The sequence below is a fragment of the Rhodococcus sp. P-2 genome (genome assembly GCF_016598535.1).
GTDB lineage: Bacteria > Actinomycetota > Actinomycetes > Mycobacteriales > Mycobacteriaceae > Rhodococcus_F > Rhodococcus_F baikonurensis.
In genome coordinates this window covers 290,004-305,741 of the sequence record NZ_CP066779.1, presented here as the reverse complement: position 1 = coordinate 305,741, position 15,738 = coordinate 290,004, and the positions used below count along the sequence as shown (strand labels likewise).

Below are 15,738 nucleotides of genomic sequence, written 5' to 3'. Positions count from 1 at the left end.
GGTGGAATGCAGTGATCGAGACGGTTCGGCGGTAGAGTGGACAATGGTTCGACGTGAGTCCTCGGATTCTGCGCGCGTGAAACCCGGTTCGCCGGTCAGAACGTGCGTGGGGTGCAGGGAACAAGGGTCGGCTGTCGATCTGTTGAGGGTCGTGGTTGGTGAGCAGGGGCCGGAGGGTTCCCCGCTGATCCCCGACGTATCGCGAAGACTCCCCGGTCGAGGTGCATGGCTGCACCTGGATCCGAGTTGTCTGAGCCTGGCAGAGCGGCGCCGAGCATTCAGCAGAGCACTGCGAGTGTCCGGAAATCTGGACACGTCCGCTGTCGACCAGCTGGTCGACGCAGTTCACACAAAAGCAGTACCTCTCGAGAAGAACAGGCACAAGCACTCATGAGCACACCGTGAAGCACCAACGATGAACGTCCATCGGCGATAACCCGAGGTCGTGCGGGACCCACATCTGTGGGATGCCTCCTGCTCGACCTCATCAGTGAGGAGAGCAGTGGCAGGCAAGGCCCGCGTGCACGAGTTGGCTAAAGAACTCGGTGTCACCAGCAAGGAACTACTCGCAACGCTCAAGGAGCAAGGCGAGTTCGTGAAGTCCGCGTCATCCACAGTGGAGGCGCCCGTCGCCCGTCGTCTGCGGGAGTCATTCCCGTCGGCAGGCGGAGCAGAAACCAAGTCCGAGACCGGCGCAGCCGCTCCGGCGGCTCGGCCCGCGGCAAAGCCAGGCGCACCGTCGCCGTCAGCTGCAAAGCCCGGTGCCCCGCGTCCCGGCCCCAAGCCGGCCGCACCCGCACCGGCGGCTCCCGCAGCTCCGGCACCGGCAGCCCCCGCAGCTGCTGCTCCGGCAGCACCGTCGGCGCCGGTCCCCACCCCGACGTTCAACGCTCCGAAACCAGCACAGCCGGCACGTCCGGCTCCGGCTGCGCCCGCAGCGTCGGCTCCGGCAGCCCCCGCGGCTCCGGCAGCACCGTCCACCGGCGCAAAGCCCGGCGGACCGCGTCCGGGACCGAAGGCACCTCGCGTCGGTAACAACCCGTACTCCTCGGCTCCCGCCGAGCGTCCGGCACCTCGTCCCGCTCCCGGCGCACCGCGTCCGGGTGCAGGCCAGGGCGGTTCTCGTCCGGCTCCGGGTCAGGGCGGTCCCCGTCCGGCTCCCGGCCAGGGTGGACCTCGTCCGGCTCCGGGTCAGGGCGGTCCCCGTCCGGCTCCCGGCCAGGGTGGACCTCGTCCGCCTGCAGGTCAGGGCGGACCTCGCCCGAGCCCCGGCTCCATGCCTCCTCGCCCGAACCCGGGTGCAATGCCTGCTCGTTCCGCTCGTCCCGCGCCAGGTGGCGGCGGACGTCCGGGTCGTCCCGGTGGCGCTCCCGGTGGTCGTCCGGGTGGCGGCGGCGGTGGATACCGCGGCGGCGGCGCTCCCGGCGCCGGTGCTGGTGCAGGTGCTCCCGGTGGAGCAGCTCCGGCCGGTGGATTCCGCGGTCGTCCCGGCGGCGGTGGCCGTCCCGGTCAGCGCGGCGCAGCGGCAGGTGCATTCGGTCGTCCCGGTGGAGCAGTTCGCCGTGGACGTAAGTCGAAGCGGGCGAAGCGCGCCGAGTACGAAAGCATGCAGGCTCCCGCAGTCGGCGGCGTCAGGCTGCCACGCGGCAACGGCGAGACCATCCGTCTCGCTCGCGGCGCATCGCTGTCGGACTTCGCGGACAAGATCGATGCGAACCCCGCAGCACTCGTGCAGGCGTTGTTCAACCTCGGTGAGATGGTCACGGCAACTCAGTCGGTCAACGACGAGACGCTGGAGCTGCTCGGCGGCGAAATGAACTACGTCGTGCAGGTCGTCAGCCCGGAGGACGAGGATCGCGAGCTGCTCGACAGCTTCGACCTCACCTACGGCGAGGACGCCGGCGGAGAAGAGGACCTCGAGTCCCGTCCGCCTGTGGTCACCGTCATGGGCCACGTCGACCACGGTAAGACCCGTCTGCTCGACGTGATCCGTAAGGCGAATGTCCGTGAGGGCGAAGCCGGCGGCATCACGCAGCACATCGGTGCCTACCAGGTGCTGACCGAGCTCGAGGGCAACGAGCGTCTCGTGACGTTCATCGACACCCCGGGTCACGAGGCCTTCACGGCCATGCGTGCTCGTGGTGCCAAGGCCACCGACCTCGCGATCCTTGTCGTCGCAGCCGACGACGGCGTCATGCCGCAGACGGTGGAAGCGATCAACCACGCCCAGGCGGCCGACGTGCCGATCGTGGTCGCGGTGAACAAGATCGACAAGGAAGGCGCGAACCCGGACAAGATCCGGCAGCAGCTCACCGAGTACGGACTGGTGGCCGAGGAATACGGCGGAGACACCATGTTCGTCGACATCTCGGCGAAGCAGGGTCTCAACATCGACGCACTGCTCGAAGCAGTGCTGTTGACGGCCGATGCTTCCCTGGATCTGCGCGCCAACCCGGACATGGACGCTCAGGGTGTTGCCATCGAGGCGCACCTCGACCGTGGCCGCGGCCCCGTCGCTACCGTGCTCATTCAGCGCGGAACGCTGCGGGTCGGCGACTCGATCGTTGCCGGCGATGCTTACGGCCGCGTCCGCCGCATGGTGGACGAGCACGGTCAGGACGTCCACGAGGCACTGCCTTCACGTCCGGTCCAGGTCATCGGCTTCACGTCGGTCCCCGGTGCAGGCGACAACCTGCTCGTGGTCGACGAGGACCGTATCGCTCGCCAGATCGCGGACCGTCGCAACGCACGTAAGCGCAACGCGCTTGCAGCGAAGAGTCGTAAGCGCATCAGCCTCGACGATCTCGATGCAGCTCTGAAGGAACATTCGCAGCTGAACTTGATTCTCAAGGGTGACAACTCGGGAACCGTGGAGGCTCTCGAAGAGGCTCTCCTCGGCATTCCGATCGACGACGAGGTGCAGTTGCGCGTCATCGACCGCGGTGTCGGTGGCATCACGGAAACCAACGTCAACCTGGCTGCTGCGTCCAACGCGATCATCATCGGCTTCAACGTCCGCGCCGAAGGCAAGGCAACGGAGCTGGCGAACCGCGAGGGCGTCGACATTCGCTACTACTCGGTGATCTACCAGGCCATCGACGAGGTCGAGAAGGCACTCAAGGGCCTGCTCAAGCCGGTGTACGAAGAGGTCGAGCTGGGCAAGGCAGAGATTCGCGCCATGTTCCGTTCGTCCAAGATCGGCAACATTGCCGGTTGCTTGGTCACCTCGGGCAGCATCCGTCGCAACGCCAAGGCACGTCTCATCCGCGACAGCAAGGTCATCGCCGAGACGGTCACCATCTCCTCGCTCAAACGGGAGAAGGAAGACGCTACCGAGGTTCGCGAAGGCTACGAATGTGGTTTGACCGTCACCTACTCCGATATCAAGATCGGTGACGTTCTCGAGTGCTACGAGCTTCGCGAGAAGCCGCGCGACTGATTATGTCGACACGGGCGTTGGGGCGGACGCACGTGAGTACTAGCTGACATGGACTCTTCCGGACTTGAACATACAAGTCCGGAAGGGTCCATTCGGCTCTGTCTAGGGGGAAAATGTTTGTAGGGGCACTGGAGTTCGACATCCTTTTCGGTGATGTCCACTCACTCAAGGAAAAGCGTTCGATGTTGTCGCCGATCCTGACGGAACTCCGTCGATTCGGTGTGAGTGCAGCGGAGGCGGGGGAGCAGGGACGCCTGCGTCGAGCGCTCGTGGGCGTCGGTGTGGTCAGTTCGTCCGTCGATCACCTGCACGATGTTCTCGATCATTGTGAGCGGGCGGTGGCCGAGCGTCCGGAGATTCAGTTGCTGGCTGTGCGAAGGCGAATCTTCGGCCCGGAAGACTGAGTGTCACTGGTCGGTGTCGGTGAGCCGCTCCTCGAGACGGCGTACCGAAACGAGTTGGTTGGCAAGGGATTAGGCGTCTACGGGACCAAGTGCGACTGTGTCGGCCGCGTCGCGTATCTTCCGCGCAATCTCGGTTCCACTCTGTGCAACGCCGATCTTTACAGGAGCGGTCAGCGCTTTCACCCGGTCCGCGCCTGCGTCGGGCAGATCCGGTCCAGAAGCGCGTGATTCGCGGGGCGCTCTTGGCGAGGACCTCCCTGTAGGCGGCGCACTACTTCATGCCACTACGAAGCGCACGGTAGACGCGCCCGGATCGATCAAGGTTGATGTGAGCGATTCGCTGGTCAGATTGAGGCCCGCGTTGCCCGACCCGACCTCAATGGATATCTGGCGGCTCGATTCACCCCGCAGCGAACCGGATCCGTCAGAGATGTGCGTCAAGTCGATTGCTCTGGTTCCACCGGTGTGAGTGTCGCGGTTCGAATAATTGACATAGGCGGTGATCGAACACGGGCTGTCGAAAAAGGAAGTCCAGGAGACTGAAACGACTGCAATGCCTGGACGGTCGTGCGGGGTTTGGACGTAGCCCGTGAGTTGTCCGCTACAAGGAAGGGTGTTGTTCCTTCCCAACGAATATGTCAATGGAAGCGGTGTGAACTCGCTGTGGTCGGCCGACGCGATTGCCGGCGAGCAAAGTAGTGCAGTCGCAACGAGTCCTCCGGAAATTATCGATGCGGTGATTCTTGATCGCGTCATCGACCGGACGTTACCAACAAAAGGCCGATCGGTCTGTGCTGTGGGTCCGGCAGGCGCGGGTGGATGGTGATTTGGTTGCCGGGTAGCCGATGGACGAGACTGTTGTCGGTAATAATTCTTGTTAACCAGAACTTTGATCGATCGAGTCACCTCGATTCGAGTGGCCAGGTAGAGGAGACTGACAGTCATGGTAGATCCAGCCCGGGCACGCAAGCTGGCAAAGCGTATCGGAACCATCGTCGCGACGGCGATCGATCACGAGATCAAGGATCCGCGGCTCGCATTCGTCACCATCACGGACACCAAGGTCACCAATGATCTGCACGACGCGACGGTGTACTACACCGTCATGGGTGAGAAGGTCGATTCCGCGCCCGACGTGGAAGCTGCCGCTGCGGGTCTGGAGAAGGCCAAGGGTGTTCTGCGCTCGAAGGTCGGCGCCGGAACCGGAGTCCGGTTCACTCCCACTCTGACCTTCGTCGCCGATACCGTTCCCGACACCGCGCGTCATATGGAAGAGCTGTTGGCCCGGGCCAAGGCCGCCGACGACGAGGTCGCCAAGGCTCGTGAGAACGCACAGCCCGCCGGAGATGCAGATCCGTACAAGGAACCGCGAGTGGCTGCGGACGAAGACGCGGCGTCTCCAGATGTTCGTGAAGCCGACTGACGCGCACCGAGAATGACGATCACCGCACTTTCGGACGTCGACCCCTGCGCGGCGAAATTCGCTCAGGTGGCCGAGGTGCTCGAAGCAGCACACTCGGTGACGATTCTCTGCCACGTGCAGCCGGATGCGGACACGATCGGTAGTGGACTTGCACTCGGCCTCGTCCTCGAGCGTCGGGGAGTTTCGGTTCAGGTCGCGTTCAGCCGGCCGTCGGCGCTGCCCGAGTCGATGCGTGATTTCCCCGGTGTGCACCTGCTCGTGGCTCCCATCGACGTTCGGGAAAACGTCGATGTGCTGGTGACCGTGGACGTCGGGAGCGAGGGGCGGCTCGGTGAGTTGGCGAGTCGACTCACCGGCGCACGTCGCACGATCGTTCTCGATCACCATCGCTCCAATTCGGAGTTCGGAACCATCAACGTGGTCGACGAAACCGCGGCTTCGACGACGGCACTCATCGCACGATTCTTCGATGCGTGGGGAGTCGCGATCGATCGCGATATCGCGCACTGTCTCTATGCCGGACTGGTCACCGACACCGGCTCCTTCCGGTGGGGAGGTCCGCTTCCACATGTGCTCGCGGCGCGTTTGCTGGCGACGGGCATCGACGGCGACGCGATTGCGCGAAAGCTGCTCGACACCCATCCGTTCGGGTGGTTGCCGATGCTGGGTTCGGTACTCGGGTCCGCAGTGTTGATTCCGGACGCCGCCGCCGGCCGTGGACTGGTGTACGCAGTGATTCGACGCAGTGACATCGGCGATCTTCGCTCCGAGGAGATCGAGAGCGTCGTCGATATCGTGCGAACCACTTCGGAAGCCGAAGTTGCCGCTGTACTCAAAGAGTCGGTTTCCGGAAGCTGGTCGATCTCGTTGCGTGCAAAGTCGGCGATCGACGTGTCGGCGGTCGCTGAAAGTCTCGGTGGCGGCGGGCATCGGCTGTCGGCCGGATACACGTCGACCACGTCCAGCGACGAGATTGTTGCCGCGCTCGTCGCGGCACTCGGCTGAATCCGCGGCATTGAGCGAGTCTGCCGCCACCTCGGCGAGATCTTCGGCAGCTGAGTTCGACGTCACTGGACGACGAATCTTTTCCCTGGCGTTTCCGGCACTCGGGGTGCTGGCGGCTGAACCCCTCTATCTGTTGTTCGACATCGCCGTGGTCGGCCGACTCGGGGCGCTTCCGCTGGCCGGGTTGGCGGTCGGTGGTCTGATCCTGTCGTTGGTGAGTACGCAGCTGACCTTCTTGTCGTACGGCACGACGGCGCGCGCCGCGCGGCTGCACGGAGCGGGCCGCGAGCGCGACGCGGTGGGCGAGGGCGTTCAGGCGACCTGGCTGGCAGCCGCGATCGGCTTGGCCTTGGTAGTGATCGTGCAGGTGATCGCGGGCCCGTTGACGTCGGCAGTGGCCGGTACTCCCGACATCGCCGCGGCTGCGGAAAGTTGGCTTCGGATAGCGGTATTGGGTGTTCCGCTCATCCTGGTAGCCCTGGCTGGAAACGGCTGGATGCGCGGCGTTCAGAACACGGTGCGACCGCTGCGGTTCGTCCTTGTCGGCCTGGGTATTTCTGCGGTGTTGTGCCCGATTCTGGTGCACGGATTGCTCGGTGCTCCCCGAATGGAACTCGAAGGATCGGCTGTCGCGAATCTGGTGGGCCAGAGTGTCTCGGGTGTTCTGTTCGCCTGGGCGCTCTTTCGTGAACCGGTCTCGGCTCGACCACATTTTGCGATCATGCGGGCGCAGATGCTGATGGGCCGTGACCTGATTCTGCGCAGCCTCGCGTTCCAAGCTTGTTTCGTCTCGGCGGCCGCGGTGGCGTCGAGGTTCGGTGCAGCTGTCGTCGGTGCACATCAAGTGGTCCTCCAACTGTGGAACCTGGTTTCGCTCCTTCTCGATTCCTTGGCGATCGCAGCTCAGACGCTCATCGGAGCAGCACTCGGCGGTGGGTACGCAGCCGCGGCGAAGAGGATGACCTGGCGGATCACCGCGTGGTCGACGGTTTTCGCCGTGGTGCTCGCGATCTTCTTCGCCGCCGGCCACTCCGTGATCCCCGGTCTCTTCACGTCCGACGCCGAGGTGCTCGGTCAAATGTCGATCGCGTGGTGGTTCTTCGTCGCGATCATGCCGGTCGCGGGAATTGTGTTCGCCCTCGACGGTGTTCTGCTCGGTGCCGGCGACGTGGTGTTCCTACGCAACGCGACCATGCTCTGCGCAGTTCTCGGGTTTCTGCCCGCGATCTGGCTCTCCCTCGCCTACGACTGGGGGCTGGCCGGAATTTGGGCAGGGCTTACCGTGTTCGTAGTACTTCGGATGGTCGCGGTGTCGTGGCGCGCGTTTTCCGGCAAGTGGGCCGTGACAGGTCCGGCGACGGCGAGGCGCGGAAGTTCAACTGAGGAAGCAGAGGGATCGTGGCAGCAAAGTTGATGGCGGTGAGCGACATTCACGTCGGTCACAACGGCAACAAGCCGATGACGGAAGAGCTGTTTCCGGATTCGCCTGACGACTGGCTCATCCTCGCCGGTGACGTCTCGGAGAAGACGGACGACATCCGGTGGGCTTTGAAGCTCCTGCGAAGCAGATTCGCAAAAGTCATCTGGATTCCGGGGAACCATGAACTGTGGACGACCGCCAAGGACCCGGTTCAGATTCACGGAGCGCCGCGGTACGAGTACCTGGTTAACATGTGCCGCGAACTCGACGTCATCACACCCGAGGACCCGTTCCCGGTGTGGGAGGGAGACGAGGGTCCGGTCACGGTCGTCCCGATGTTCCTTCTCTACGACTACTCCTTCCTGCCGGAAGGTGCGCGGGACAAGGAACACGGACTCGAGATCGCGCGGGACAAGAACGTCGTCGCCACCGACGAGTTCCTACTTTCACCTCAGCCGTATGCGACGCGCGACGCGTGGTGCCGCGCGAGGATCGAGTACACCCAGGCACGGCTGGACGCACTTCCCGAAGGCACGAAAACCGTTCTCGTGAACCATTTCCCGATGGTCCGGCAGCCGACTGACGTGCTCATGTATCCGGAGTTCGCATTGTGGTGCGGAACCACCGCGACCGCCGACTGGCACGTCAAGTACAACGCGGTGTGCTCGGTGTACGGGCACCTGCACATTCCTCGAACCACCTACTACGACGGCGTCCGCTTCGAGGAAGTTTCACTCGGATACCCGCGCGAATGGCGTCGGCGCGGACTGCCGGAGAAGCTGTTACGTCAGATTCTTCCCGTTCCGGAGTACCCGCCGGGAACGCTCAACAAGTGGGGTGGCCACTTCAAGGTCACGCCGGAGCAGGAAGCCGAAGTCGAGCGCATGCGCGCCGGACGCTGAGAGGTATCGCTACGTGATCGAACAGATTCTTCCCGGTGGAGTCGCGACGGCCGAGGCCTTCGTCGATCCGCCCGGTCTGGTTCCGCACCCCAGCGAGGAGGCGTTGATCGGCCGTGCCGTCGAGAAGCGTCGTCGCGAATTCGTGACTACTCGGCATCTCGCGCGTCAGGCGATGGGCAAGCTCGGTGTTCCGTCTGCCGCAGTCATGCGCGGCGAGCGTGGCGCCCCGCTGTGGCCGCAGGGAGTGGTCGGGAGCCTCGCCCATTGCGACGGCTACCGCGGCGCTGTGCTGGCGTACTCCATGCAGGTCCGCTCACTCGGGATCGACGCCGAACCACACGGTCCACTGCCGGACGGGGTATTGCCCGCGGTCAGCATCGAAGCGGAACGAACGTGGCTGGGCGCTCAGGCAACCGGCGGTCCGGTGCACTGGGATCGAGTGCTCTTCTGCGCGAAGGAAGCCACCTACAAGGCGTGGTTCCCGCTCACCGGCCGATGGTTGGGGTTCGAGGACGCCCACATCACCTTCGAGGCGGAGTCGGAAACTTCCGGGACCTTCACTTCGCGTCTGCTCGTCCCCGGTGAGGCGACGTCCGGTCCGCCGCTCACCTCTTTCGACGGCAGGTGGTTGGTGTCGGACGGGCTCATCCTGACGGCAATTTCGGTGCAGTGAGCGCGACTGGCAGAATCGACACACGTGTCAGCTCGTGAAAAGCCTTCCTCCGGTCTTGTCGGCGCCGGAATCCTGATCGTCGACAAAGAGGCGGGTATCACCAGCCACGACGTGGTCGCGCGATGCCGCAAGTTGTTGAACACCCGCAAGGTGGGACACGCCGGAACGCTCGATCCCATGGCGACCGGTGTTCTCGTTCTCGGCGTCGAGCGTGCGACCAAGTTACTCGGTCTCCTGGCACTGACCACCAAGGCGTACTCGGCGACCATTCGACTCGGCGCAGCGACGGATACGGACGACGCCGAGGGCGAGGTCCTGACATCTGCAGATGCCTCGGGGGTGACGGACGAGGAGATCGCCGCGATCGTGGCGACGTTGACCGGAGACATCAAGCAGATCCCGGCAAGCGTGAGCGCCATCAAAGTCGACGGTCAGCGCGCGCATGCTCTGGTGCGCGCGGGAGAAACCGTCGAGTTGGCGCCGCGCCCGGTGACGGTGTCGACTTTCGACGTTCTGGCTCGGCGAGATGTCCCGGGAGGCTTCGTCGATCTGGACGTCGAGGTGGAGTGCTCGTCCGGAACGTACATCCGTTCGTTGGCGCGCGATCTCGGTCGTGAGTTGGGCGTCGGTGGTCATTTGACGGCATTGCGCCGCACTCGCGTCGGGCCGTTCACTCTCGAACACGCGCGCACACTTGAAGATCTCGCAGAAGAGCCGGGTGTGAGCCTCGACATCGATCAGGCAGCGCAGACGGCCTTTCCACATCGACAGATCACGGCGGAGGAAGCTGAGGCGATCAGTCAGGGTCGTTGGCTCGAGCCGATCGGGATGAAGGGGATCTGTGCGGCCATCGATCCCACGGGTCACACGATCGCGCTCTTGCAGGAGAAGGGACGACGCGCCAGTTCGGTGATGGTCGTGCGGCCGGCGACGCTACGCGGATGATCGTCCGCCAGCGTGTCGAAAGCGACCTCGACGGTTGCGTCGATGCGCTGGCGCAGGTTCACGAGCGCGACGGGTATCCGGACACATGGCCGCAGATCCCAGGACGTTGGCTCAGTTCGCCAACTCTGGTGAAGGCGTGGGTCGGTGAGAGTCACGGCCGTGTTGTCGGTCATGTCGCCCTCGACAGCTCGCTCGGAAGTGCGCCCACGACTGCGGGCACGATAGCCGTGTCGCGACTGTTCGTTCATCCCGGTTCACGCGGAAGCGGCGTCAGTGGTGCGCTACTCGACGCCGTGACGGATTTTGCCGTCGACCGTCGGTTGGGACTGGAGCTCGACGTCGTCGCCGACGCTCTTCCGGCGATCGCGCTGTACGAGCGTCGAGGCTGGGTGTACGTCGACGAGAGACTTGCCGACTGGACGCGGGCAGACGGCGTCCGGCCCGTGGAACGACGGTACCGGCTGCCGCTCTGAACGACTGTGACTACACGAGCCAAATTGCTTGAGCGACTGGGCTTCCCAGGTCGATGGTGTTGGGACTGTCACCGAGTCGAACGGACACGGTCCCGGCGAAATCGCGGCGCTCCTCGACAGTGATCTCGACATCGAGACTGACGCCGACGGAATCGAAGTACCGGAGCATTTCGGGATCGGAATCGGAGATCCGGGCAACGCGGCCCCGTTCGCCGTTGGCGAAGTCGCTGAGCTGGCGGGCCGGGGGAGTCGGTACCGAACCATCCGTGGCGGGAATGGGGTCCCCGTGCGGGTCGCGTTCGGGGAAGCCGAGTTTGGCGTCCATCCGGGAGATCATCAAATCCGAAACGGCATGTTCGAGGACTTCGGCTTCGTCGTGGACCTCGTCCCAGCCGTACCCGAGTTCCTGAACCAGATAGGTCTCGATCAACCGGTGGCGCCGGACCATGGACACAGCCGCGGCGCGGCCACTGTCCGTCAGCGCGATGGAGCCGTAGCGAGCGTGATCGACCAGACCCTGGTCCGAGAGTTTGCGGATCGCCTCCGACACCGTCGAGGCCGAGACGTTCATCTTCTCGGACAGGAGCTTGGTGGATACCCGCTCGTGAGACCACTCCTGGATCGTCCAGATGACCTTGAGGTAGTCCTGAGCCACCGACGAGAGTGCGAGCGTGTCGATTGCCGCGTCGTGCGCCGAAGTGCTGTCGCCATCCGGCGTCGATGATGCTTCCGAGGTTCCGGTCTTGTGAGCTGCCACAACGCTTAGCTTAGGCTACGAAATCCGGAACTTCCGTACGTGAGCGGCAGCACAGCGGTGATTCGATGGGCGGGTCCCGACGTGACCCGCCGCCAGTGGACCCGTAGGCTGCCAATCGTGCTGAGATGGCGTGGTCTCGACGAAGTTCCGGCCGATTGGGGTCGTTGTGTGCTCACTATCGGTGTGTTCGACGGTGTGCATCGTGGGCATGCCCAATTGATAGCGAGAGCGGTAACTGCTGCCCGCAAACGCGGTGTTCCGAGCGTGTTGATGACGTTCGACCCGCATCCCATGGAGGTTGTGCGGCCGGGTAGTCATCCGGCCCAGTTGACGACGCTCCAACGGCGTGCGGAACTGGCTCAGGATTTGGGCATCGACGTGTTCTGCGTGATGCCGTTCACCGCTGATTTCATGAAGCTGACGCCGGAGCGCTACGTCCACGAAATTCTCGTCGAACGTCTGCATGTCGCCGAGGTGGTGGTGGGGGACAACTTCACCTTCGGCAAGAAGGCTCTCGGCAACGTCGATCTTCTCCGTGAGATGGGCGCTCGCTTCGGCTTCGCCGTCGACGGCGTCCAGCTGCTCGCCGAGCATGCGGTGACGTTCTCGTCGACCTACATCCGCTCGTGCGTCGACGCAGGTGACATGGAAGCGGCTACCGAAGCTCTCGGCCGTCCACATCGTGTCGAAGGTGTAGTCGTGCACGGTGACAAGCGCGGACGTGAGTTGGGATTCCCGACGGCCAACGTTGCGCCGCCGATGTTTTCGGCCATTCCGGCGGACGGTGTGTACGCAGCGTGGTTCACGGTGCTCGGTGCCGGCGAGGAACTCGGAACTGTCGTTCCCGGACGTCGATACCAAGCCGCCGTGTCTGTCGGTACCAATCCGACCTTCTCCGGACGGACCCGGACCGTCGAGGCTTACGTTCTCGACACCGAAGCCGACCTGTACGGCCAACACGTCGCGGTAGACCTCGTTTCGAGGATTCGCGGGATGGAAAAGTTCGACTCGATCGAGTCGCTCATCGCGGCGATGAACCGGGATGTCGACCGCGCACGCGAAATCCTGAGCGAGGATGCAGAGCGCAGCGTTGGTTGAGCGCAGAGCGCAGCGTTGGCTGAGTTCGTCCTGCGCTAGTGGCGGCGGCCACATTCGCTGCAGGCGGGCGAAAGTGCCTCATTGCTGCTGGTAGGATCTTCTCTCGGTGCGTGCTGCGGTTTGCGGTGGCCGCGCCCGATCTCGTTCCTTTCACGCAAACGTCATCACAGGAGTGAATCAAGTGGCATTGACCACGGAAGAAAAGAAGGCCGTTCTCGGCGAGTACGGCTTGCACGAGACCGACACGGGATCGCCTGAAGCTCAGGTGGCAATGCTCACCAAGCGCATCACCGATCTCACCGAGCACCTCAAGACCCACAAGCATGACCACCACTCACGTCGTGGACTGCTCTTGATGGTCGGTCGTCGTCGTCGTCTGCTGAAGTACGTGGCAAAGACTGACGTCGCTCGCTACCGCACGCTCATCGAGCGTCTCGGCCTGCGTCGCTAGATTTTTCTCACGACGCTGATCGAAAGCAACACGGCAGGCTTCGGCTTGCCGAACACTCCGATAGCCGGCGAAGCCACGCATATACTGGGCTTCGCTGGCTTTCGGCGTTAGCTGCCGCAAGGCAGTTTCCGCTGTCGGCGCTATGCACAGTTGTCTTTGTGCAGTGCGCAGTCAGCACACCGTATGCACCAGAGAACGTGGTGTCGGTTGTCGGTAGTGGTTCTCCGGACCGGGCGAGTGCCCGAAAGCTCCGGCGGACTTCGATCGACGGCCGCCCGAACGTCGTGACGTCCCGAAGCAGAAATCGCTCGCATCGCAAGGAGCGTCTGCAATTCAAGAGGGGGACGTCCCTCGGTGCGCAGTTTCCACCAGGAGGGTGGAAACGCCCGCGCGGGTACGGCGAAGACGAGAGGGAAGTGAAGAGAAAAGTAATGACAGAGAATTCCGTAGTAGAGGTCGACGAAGGCGTGTTCGAATCCACCGCCGTGATCGACAACGGGTCCTTCGGTACCCGCACCATCCGTTTCGAGACCGGACGCCTTGCTCAGCAGGCCGCCGGCGCCGTCGTCGCTTACCTGGACGACGAGACCATGCTGCTGTCCGCCACGAGCGCCAGCAAGCACCCCAAGGAGCACTTCGACTTCTTCCCCCTGACGGTGGACGTCGAAGAGCGTATGTACGCGGCGGGCCGCATCCCCGGCTCGTTCTTCCGTCGTGAGGGACGCCCCTCCACCGACGCGATCCTGACCTGCCGCCTCATCGACCGGCCGCTGCGCCCGTCGTTCGTCGACGGTCTCCGTAACGAGATCCAGGTCGTCGTCACGGTCATGAGCCTCAACCCGCAGGATCTGTACGACGTCGTGGCTATCAACGCCGCTTCCGCGTCGACGCAGATCGCGGGCCTGCCGTTCTCCGGACCCGTCGGTGGCGTGCGCGTTGCACTCATCGTCTCGGACGAGAACAAGACCGGCCAGTGGGTTGCATTCCCGACGGTCGATCAGCTCGAGAACGCCGTCTTCGACATGGTCGTCGCCGGCCGCGTCGTCTCCGGTAGCGGTGACAACGCCGACGTCGCGATCATGATGGTCGAGGCCGAGGCCACCGACAACGTCATCGCGAAGATCGCCGACGGCGCTCAGGCACCGACCGAGGCCATCGTCGCCGAGGGCCTCGAGGCCGCCAAGCCGTTCATCGCACGCCTGTGTGCCGCACAGGCAGCGCTGGCATCCAAGGCTGCAAAGCCCACGGGTGACTACCCGGTCTTCCCGGCGTACCAGGACGACGTATTTGCTGCCGTCGAGGCTGCTGCGTCCGAAAAGCTCAATGCCGCACTGACAATCGCCGGCAAGCAGGAACGCGACGACAAGACCGACGAGGTCAAGGTCGAGGTTCTCGAGCAGGTTGCACCGAACTTCGAGGGCCGCGAGAAGGAACTGGGAGCTGCGTTCCGCTCGCTCACCAAGAAGCTGGTTCGCCAGCGCATCCTGCGCGATCAGTTCCGCATCGACGGTCGCGGCGTCACGGACATCCGTTCGCTGTCCGCCGAGGTCGCGATCATCCCGCGCGCACACGGCTCCGCGCTGTTCGAGCGCGGCGAGACCCAGATCCTGGGTGTCACCACTCTCGACATGGTCAAGATGGCTCAGCAGGTCGACTCGCTCGGCCCCGAGACCACCAAGCGCTACATGCATCATTACAACTTCCCGCCGTACTCCACCGGTGAGACGGGTCGCGTCGGTTCGCCGAAGCGTCGCGAAATCGGTCACGGTGCACTTGCCGAGCGCGCTCTCATGCCGGTTCTGCCCAGCGTCGAAGAGTTCCCGTACGCGATTCGCCAGGTCTCCGAGGCTCTGAGCTCCAACGGTTCCACCTCGATGGGCTCGGTGTGTGCTTCCACGCTCGCACTGCTCAACGCCGGTGTGCCGCTGCGTGCTCCGGTTGCCGGTATCGCCATGGGCCTGGTCTCCGACCAGGTCGACGGTGAAACCCGCTACGTCGCTCTGACCGACATCCTCGGCGCCGAAGACGCCTTCGGTGACATGGACTTCAAGGTCGCAGGTACCAAGGACTTCGTCACGGCCCTGCAGCTGGACACGAAGCTCGACGGCATCCCGTCGCAGGTTCTCGCCGGTGCACTCTCGCAGGCGAAGGATGCACGGACCACGATCCTCGAGGTCATGGCGGAAGCCATCGACACCCCGGACGAGATGAGCCCGTTCGCTCCCCGCGTGACGGCCATCAAGGTCCCCGTCGACAAGATCGGTGAGGTCATCGGCCCCAAGGGCAAGATGATCAACTCCATCACCGAGCAGACCGGTGCCAACATCTCCATCGAAGACGACGGCACCGTGTTCGTCGGCGCCACCGATGGACCGTCTGCACAGGCCGCGATCGACATGATCAACGCCATTGCCAACCCGCAGCTCCCCAAGGTCGGCGAGCGGTTCCTGGGCACGGTCGTCAAGACCACCGCCTTCGGTGCCTTCGTTTCGCTCCTGCCGGGACGCGACGGACTGGTGCACATCTCGAAGCTGGGCAGCGGTAAGCGCATCGCCAAGGTCGAAGACGTGGTCAACGTCGGATCCAAGATCCGCGTCGAGATCGCCGACATCGATGCACGTGGCAAGATCTCGCTGATCCCGGTCGAAGAGGGCAACGACGAGGCTGCCGCTCCGGCCGCCGACGAGGCTGCTTCCGAGTAGATCTCACTTCGTACTCTGATGCGGCCCCGCGCGGATTTCCGTGCGG

The 15,738-nt window shown here is 64.0% G+C and carries 14 protein-coding genes; 13 read left to right on the top strand and 1 reads right to left on the bottom strand.

The features are described 5' to 3' along the window. The first annotated feature begins 43 nt into the window (after positions 1-43). The 10 genes from I7X09_RS01425 (at position 44) to I7X09_RS01380 (ending at position 10,684) form a co-directional block, all read left to right on the top strand. Complete coding sequence (locus I7X09_RS01425) at positions 44-394, top strand: YlxR family protein (protein ID WP_095970750.1); 351 nt, start codon at positions 44-46, stop codon at positions 392-394. Between the two features lie 108 nt (positions 395-502). Beyond that, the gene (gene infB, locus I7X09_RS01420) at positions 503-3,439 is read left to right on the top strand and encodes a translation initiation factor IF-2 (protein ID WP_095970658.1); all 2,937 of its coding nucleotides are present in this window, start codon (positions 503-505) and stop codon (positions 3,437-3,439) included. A gap of 113 nt (positions 3,440-3,552) precedes the next feature. Continuing rightward, positions 3,553-3,843, top strand: a complete 291-nt coding sequence (locus I7X09_RS01415) for a DUF503 domain-containing protein (RefSeq protein WP_003942205.1) — start codon at positions 3,553-3,555, stop codon at positions 3,841-3,843. 943 nt (positions 3,844-4,786) lie between these two features. Then, entirely contained in the window at positions 4,787-5,266 is a 480-nt protein-coding gene (gene rbfA, locus I7X09_RS01410) for a 30S ribosome-binding factor RbfA (RefSeq protein ID WP_095970657.1), read from the top strand. Positions 5,267-5,278: 12 nt separating this feature from the next. After that, the gene (locus tag I7X09_RS01405) at positions 5,279-6,271 is read left to right on the top strand and encodes a DHH family phosphoesterase (protein WP_095970656.1); all 993 of its coding nucleotides are present in this window, start codon (positions 5,279-5,281) and stop codon (positions 6,269-6,271) included. Positions 6,272-6,281: 10 nt separating this feature from the next. Then, entirely contained in the window at positions 6,282-7,685 is a 1,404-nt protein-coding gene (locus tag I7X09_RS01400; RefSeq protein ID WP_234036767.1) for an MATE family efflux transporter, read from the top strand. Next, on the top strand, positions 7,670-8,593 hold the full coding sequence (locus tag I7X09_RS01395) for a metallophosphoesterase family protein (RefSeq protein ID WP_003942180.1): 924 nt from the start codon (positions 7,670-7,672) through the stop codon (positions 8,591-8,593). The genes I7X09_RS01400 and I7X09_RS01395 overlap by 16 nt, the downstream gene beginning before the upstream one ends. A 13-nt stretch (positions 8,594-8,606) precedes the next feature. Continuing rightward, positions 8,607-9,266 carry a 4'-phosphopantetheinyl transferase family protein gene (locus I7X09_RS01390; RefSeq protein WP_200315209.1) on the top strand — a complete coding sequence of 220 codons (660 nt, stop codon included), beginning with the start codon at positions 8,607-8,609 and terminating at the stop codon, positions 9,264-9,266. A gap of 24 nt (positions 9,267-9,290) precedes the next feature. After that, positions 9,291-10,211 (top strand): tRNA pseudouridine(55) synthase TruB, encoded by a 921-nt coding sequence (gene truB / locus I7X09_RS01385; protein WP_200315207.1) that lies wholly within the window; start codon positions 9,291-9,293, stop codon positions 10,209-10,211. After that, a complete protein-coding gene (locus I7X09_RS01380) occupies positions 10,208-10,684 on the top strand; it encodes a GNAT family N-acetyltransferase (protein WP_200315205.1) in 477 nt (158 codons plus the stop codon). The genes truB and I7X09_RS01380 overlap by 4 nt, the downstream gene beginning before the upstream one ends. 10 nt (positions 10,685-10,694) lie before the next feature. On the opposite strand, the gene I7X09_RS01375 is transcribed toward I7X09_RS01380, so the two are convergent. Further along, positions 10,695-11,441: a metal-dependent transcriptional regulator gene (locus I7X09_RS01375; RefSeq protein ID WP_095970650.1), complete on the bottom strand. Its 747-nt coding sequence runs from the start codon at positions 11,439-11,441 to the stop codon at positions 10,695-10,697. A 117-nt stretch (positions 11,442-11,558) separates the two neighbouring features. Between I7X09_RS01375 and I7X09_RS01370 the strand changes: the two genes are divergently transcribed. The 3 genes from I7X09_RS01370 (at position 11,559) to I7X09_RS01360 (ending at position 15,692) form a co-directional block, all read left to right on the top strand. Next, on the top strand, positions 11,559-12,539 hold the full coding sequence (locus tag I7X09_RS01370) for a bifunctional riboflavin kinase/FAD synthetase (RefSeq protein ID WP_095970749.1): 981 nt from the start codon (positions 11,559-11,561) through the stop codon (positions 12,537-12,539). 181 nt (positions 12,540-12,720) lie between these two features. Beyond that, positions 12,721-12,990 (top strand): 30S ribosomal protein S15, encoded by a 270-nt coding sequence (gene rpsO, locus I7X09_RS01365; protein WP_007735061.1) that lies wholly within the window; start codon positions 12,721-12,723, stop codon positions 12,988-12,990. 431 nt (positions 12,991-13,421) lie between these two features. After that, complete coding sequence (locus tag I7X09_RS01360) at positions 13,422-15,692, top strand: polyribonucleotide nucleotidyltransferase (RefSeq protein ID WP_003942275.1); 2,271 nt, start codon at positions 13,422-13,424, stop codon at positions 15,690-15,692. Positions 15,693-15,738: the final 46 nt, after the last annotated feature.

Coding starts and splice junctions, on each gene's coding strand:
- I7X09_RS01425 (WP_095970750.1), top strand. CDS start 44: ATGGTTCGACGTGAGTCCTCGGATTCTGCGCGCGTGAAACCCGGTTCG.
- I7X09_RS01415 (WP_003942205.1), top strand. CDS start 3,553: ATGTTTGTAGGGGCACTGGAGTTCGACATCCTTTTCGGTGATGTCCAC.
- rbfA (WP_095970657.1), top strand. CDS start 4,787: ATGGTAGATCCAGCCCGGGCACGCAAGCTGGCAAAGCGTATCGGAACC.
- I7X09_RS01405 (WP_095970656.1), top strand. CDS start 5,279: ATGACGATCACCGCACTTTCGGACGTCGACCCCTGCGCGGCGAAATTC.
- I7X09_RS01380 (WP_200315205.1), top strand. CDS start 10,208: ATGATCGTCCGCCAGCGTGTCGAAAGCGACCTCGACGGTTGCGTCGAT.
- I7X09_RS01360 (WP_003942275.1), top strand. CDS start 13,422: ATGACAGAGAATTCCGTAGTAGAGGTCGACGAAGGCGTGTTCGAATCC.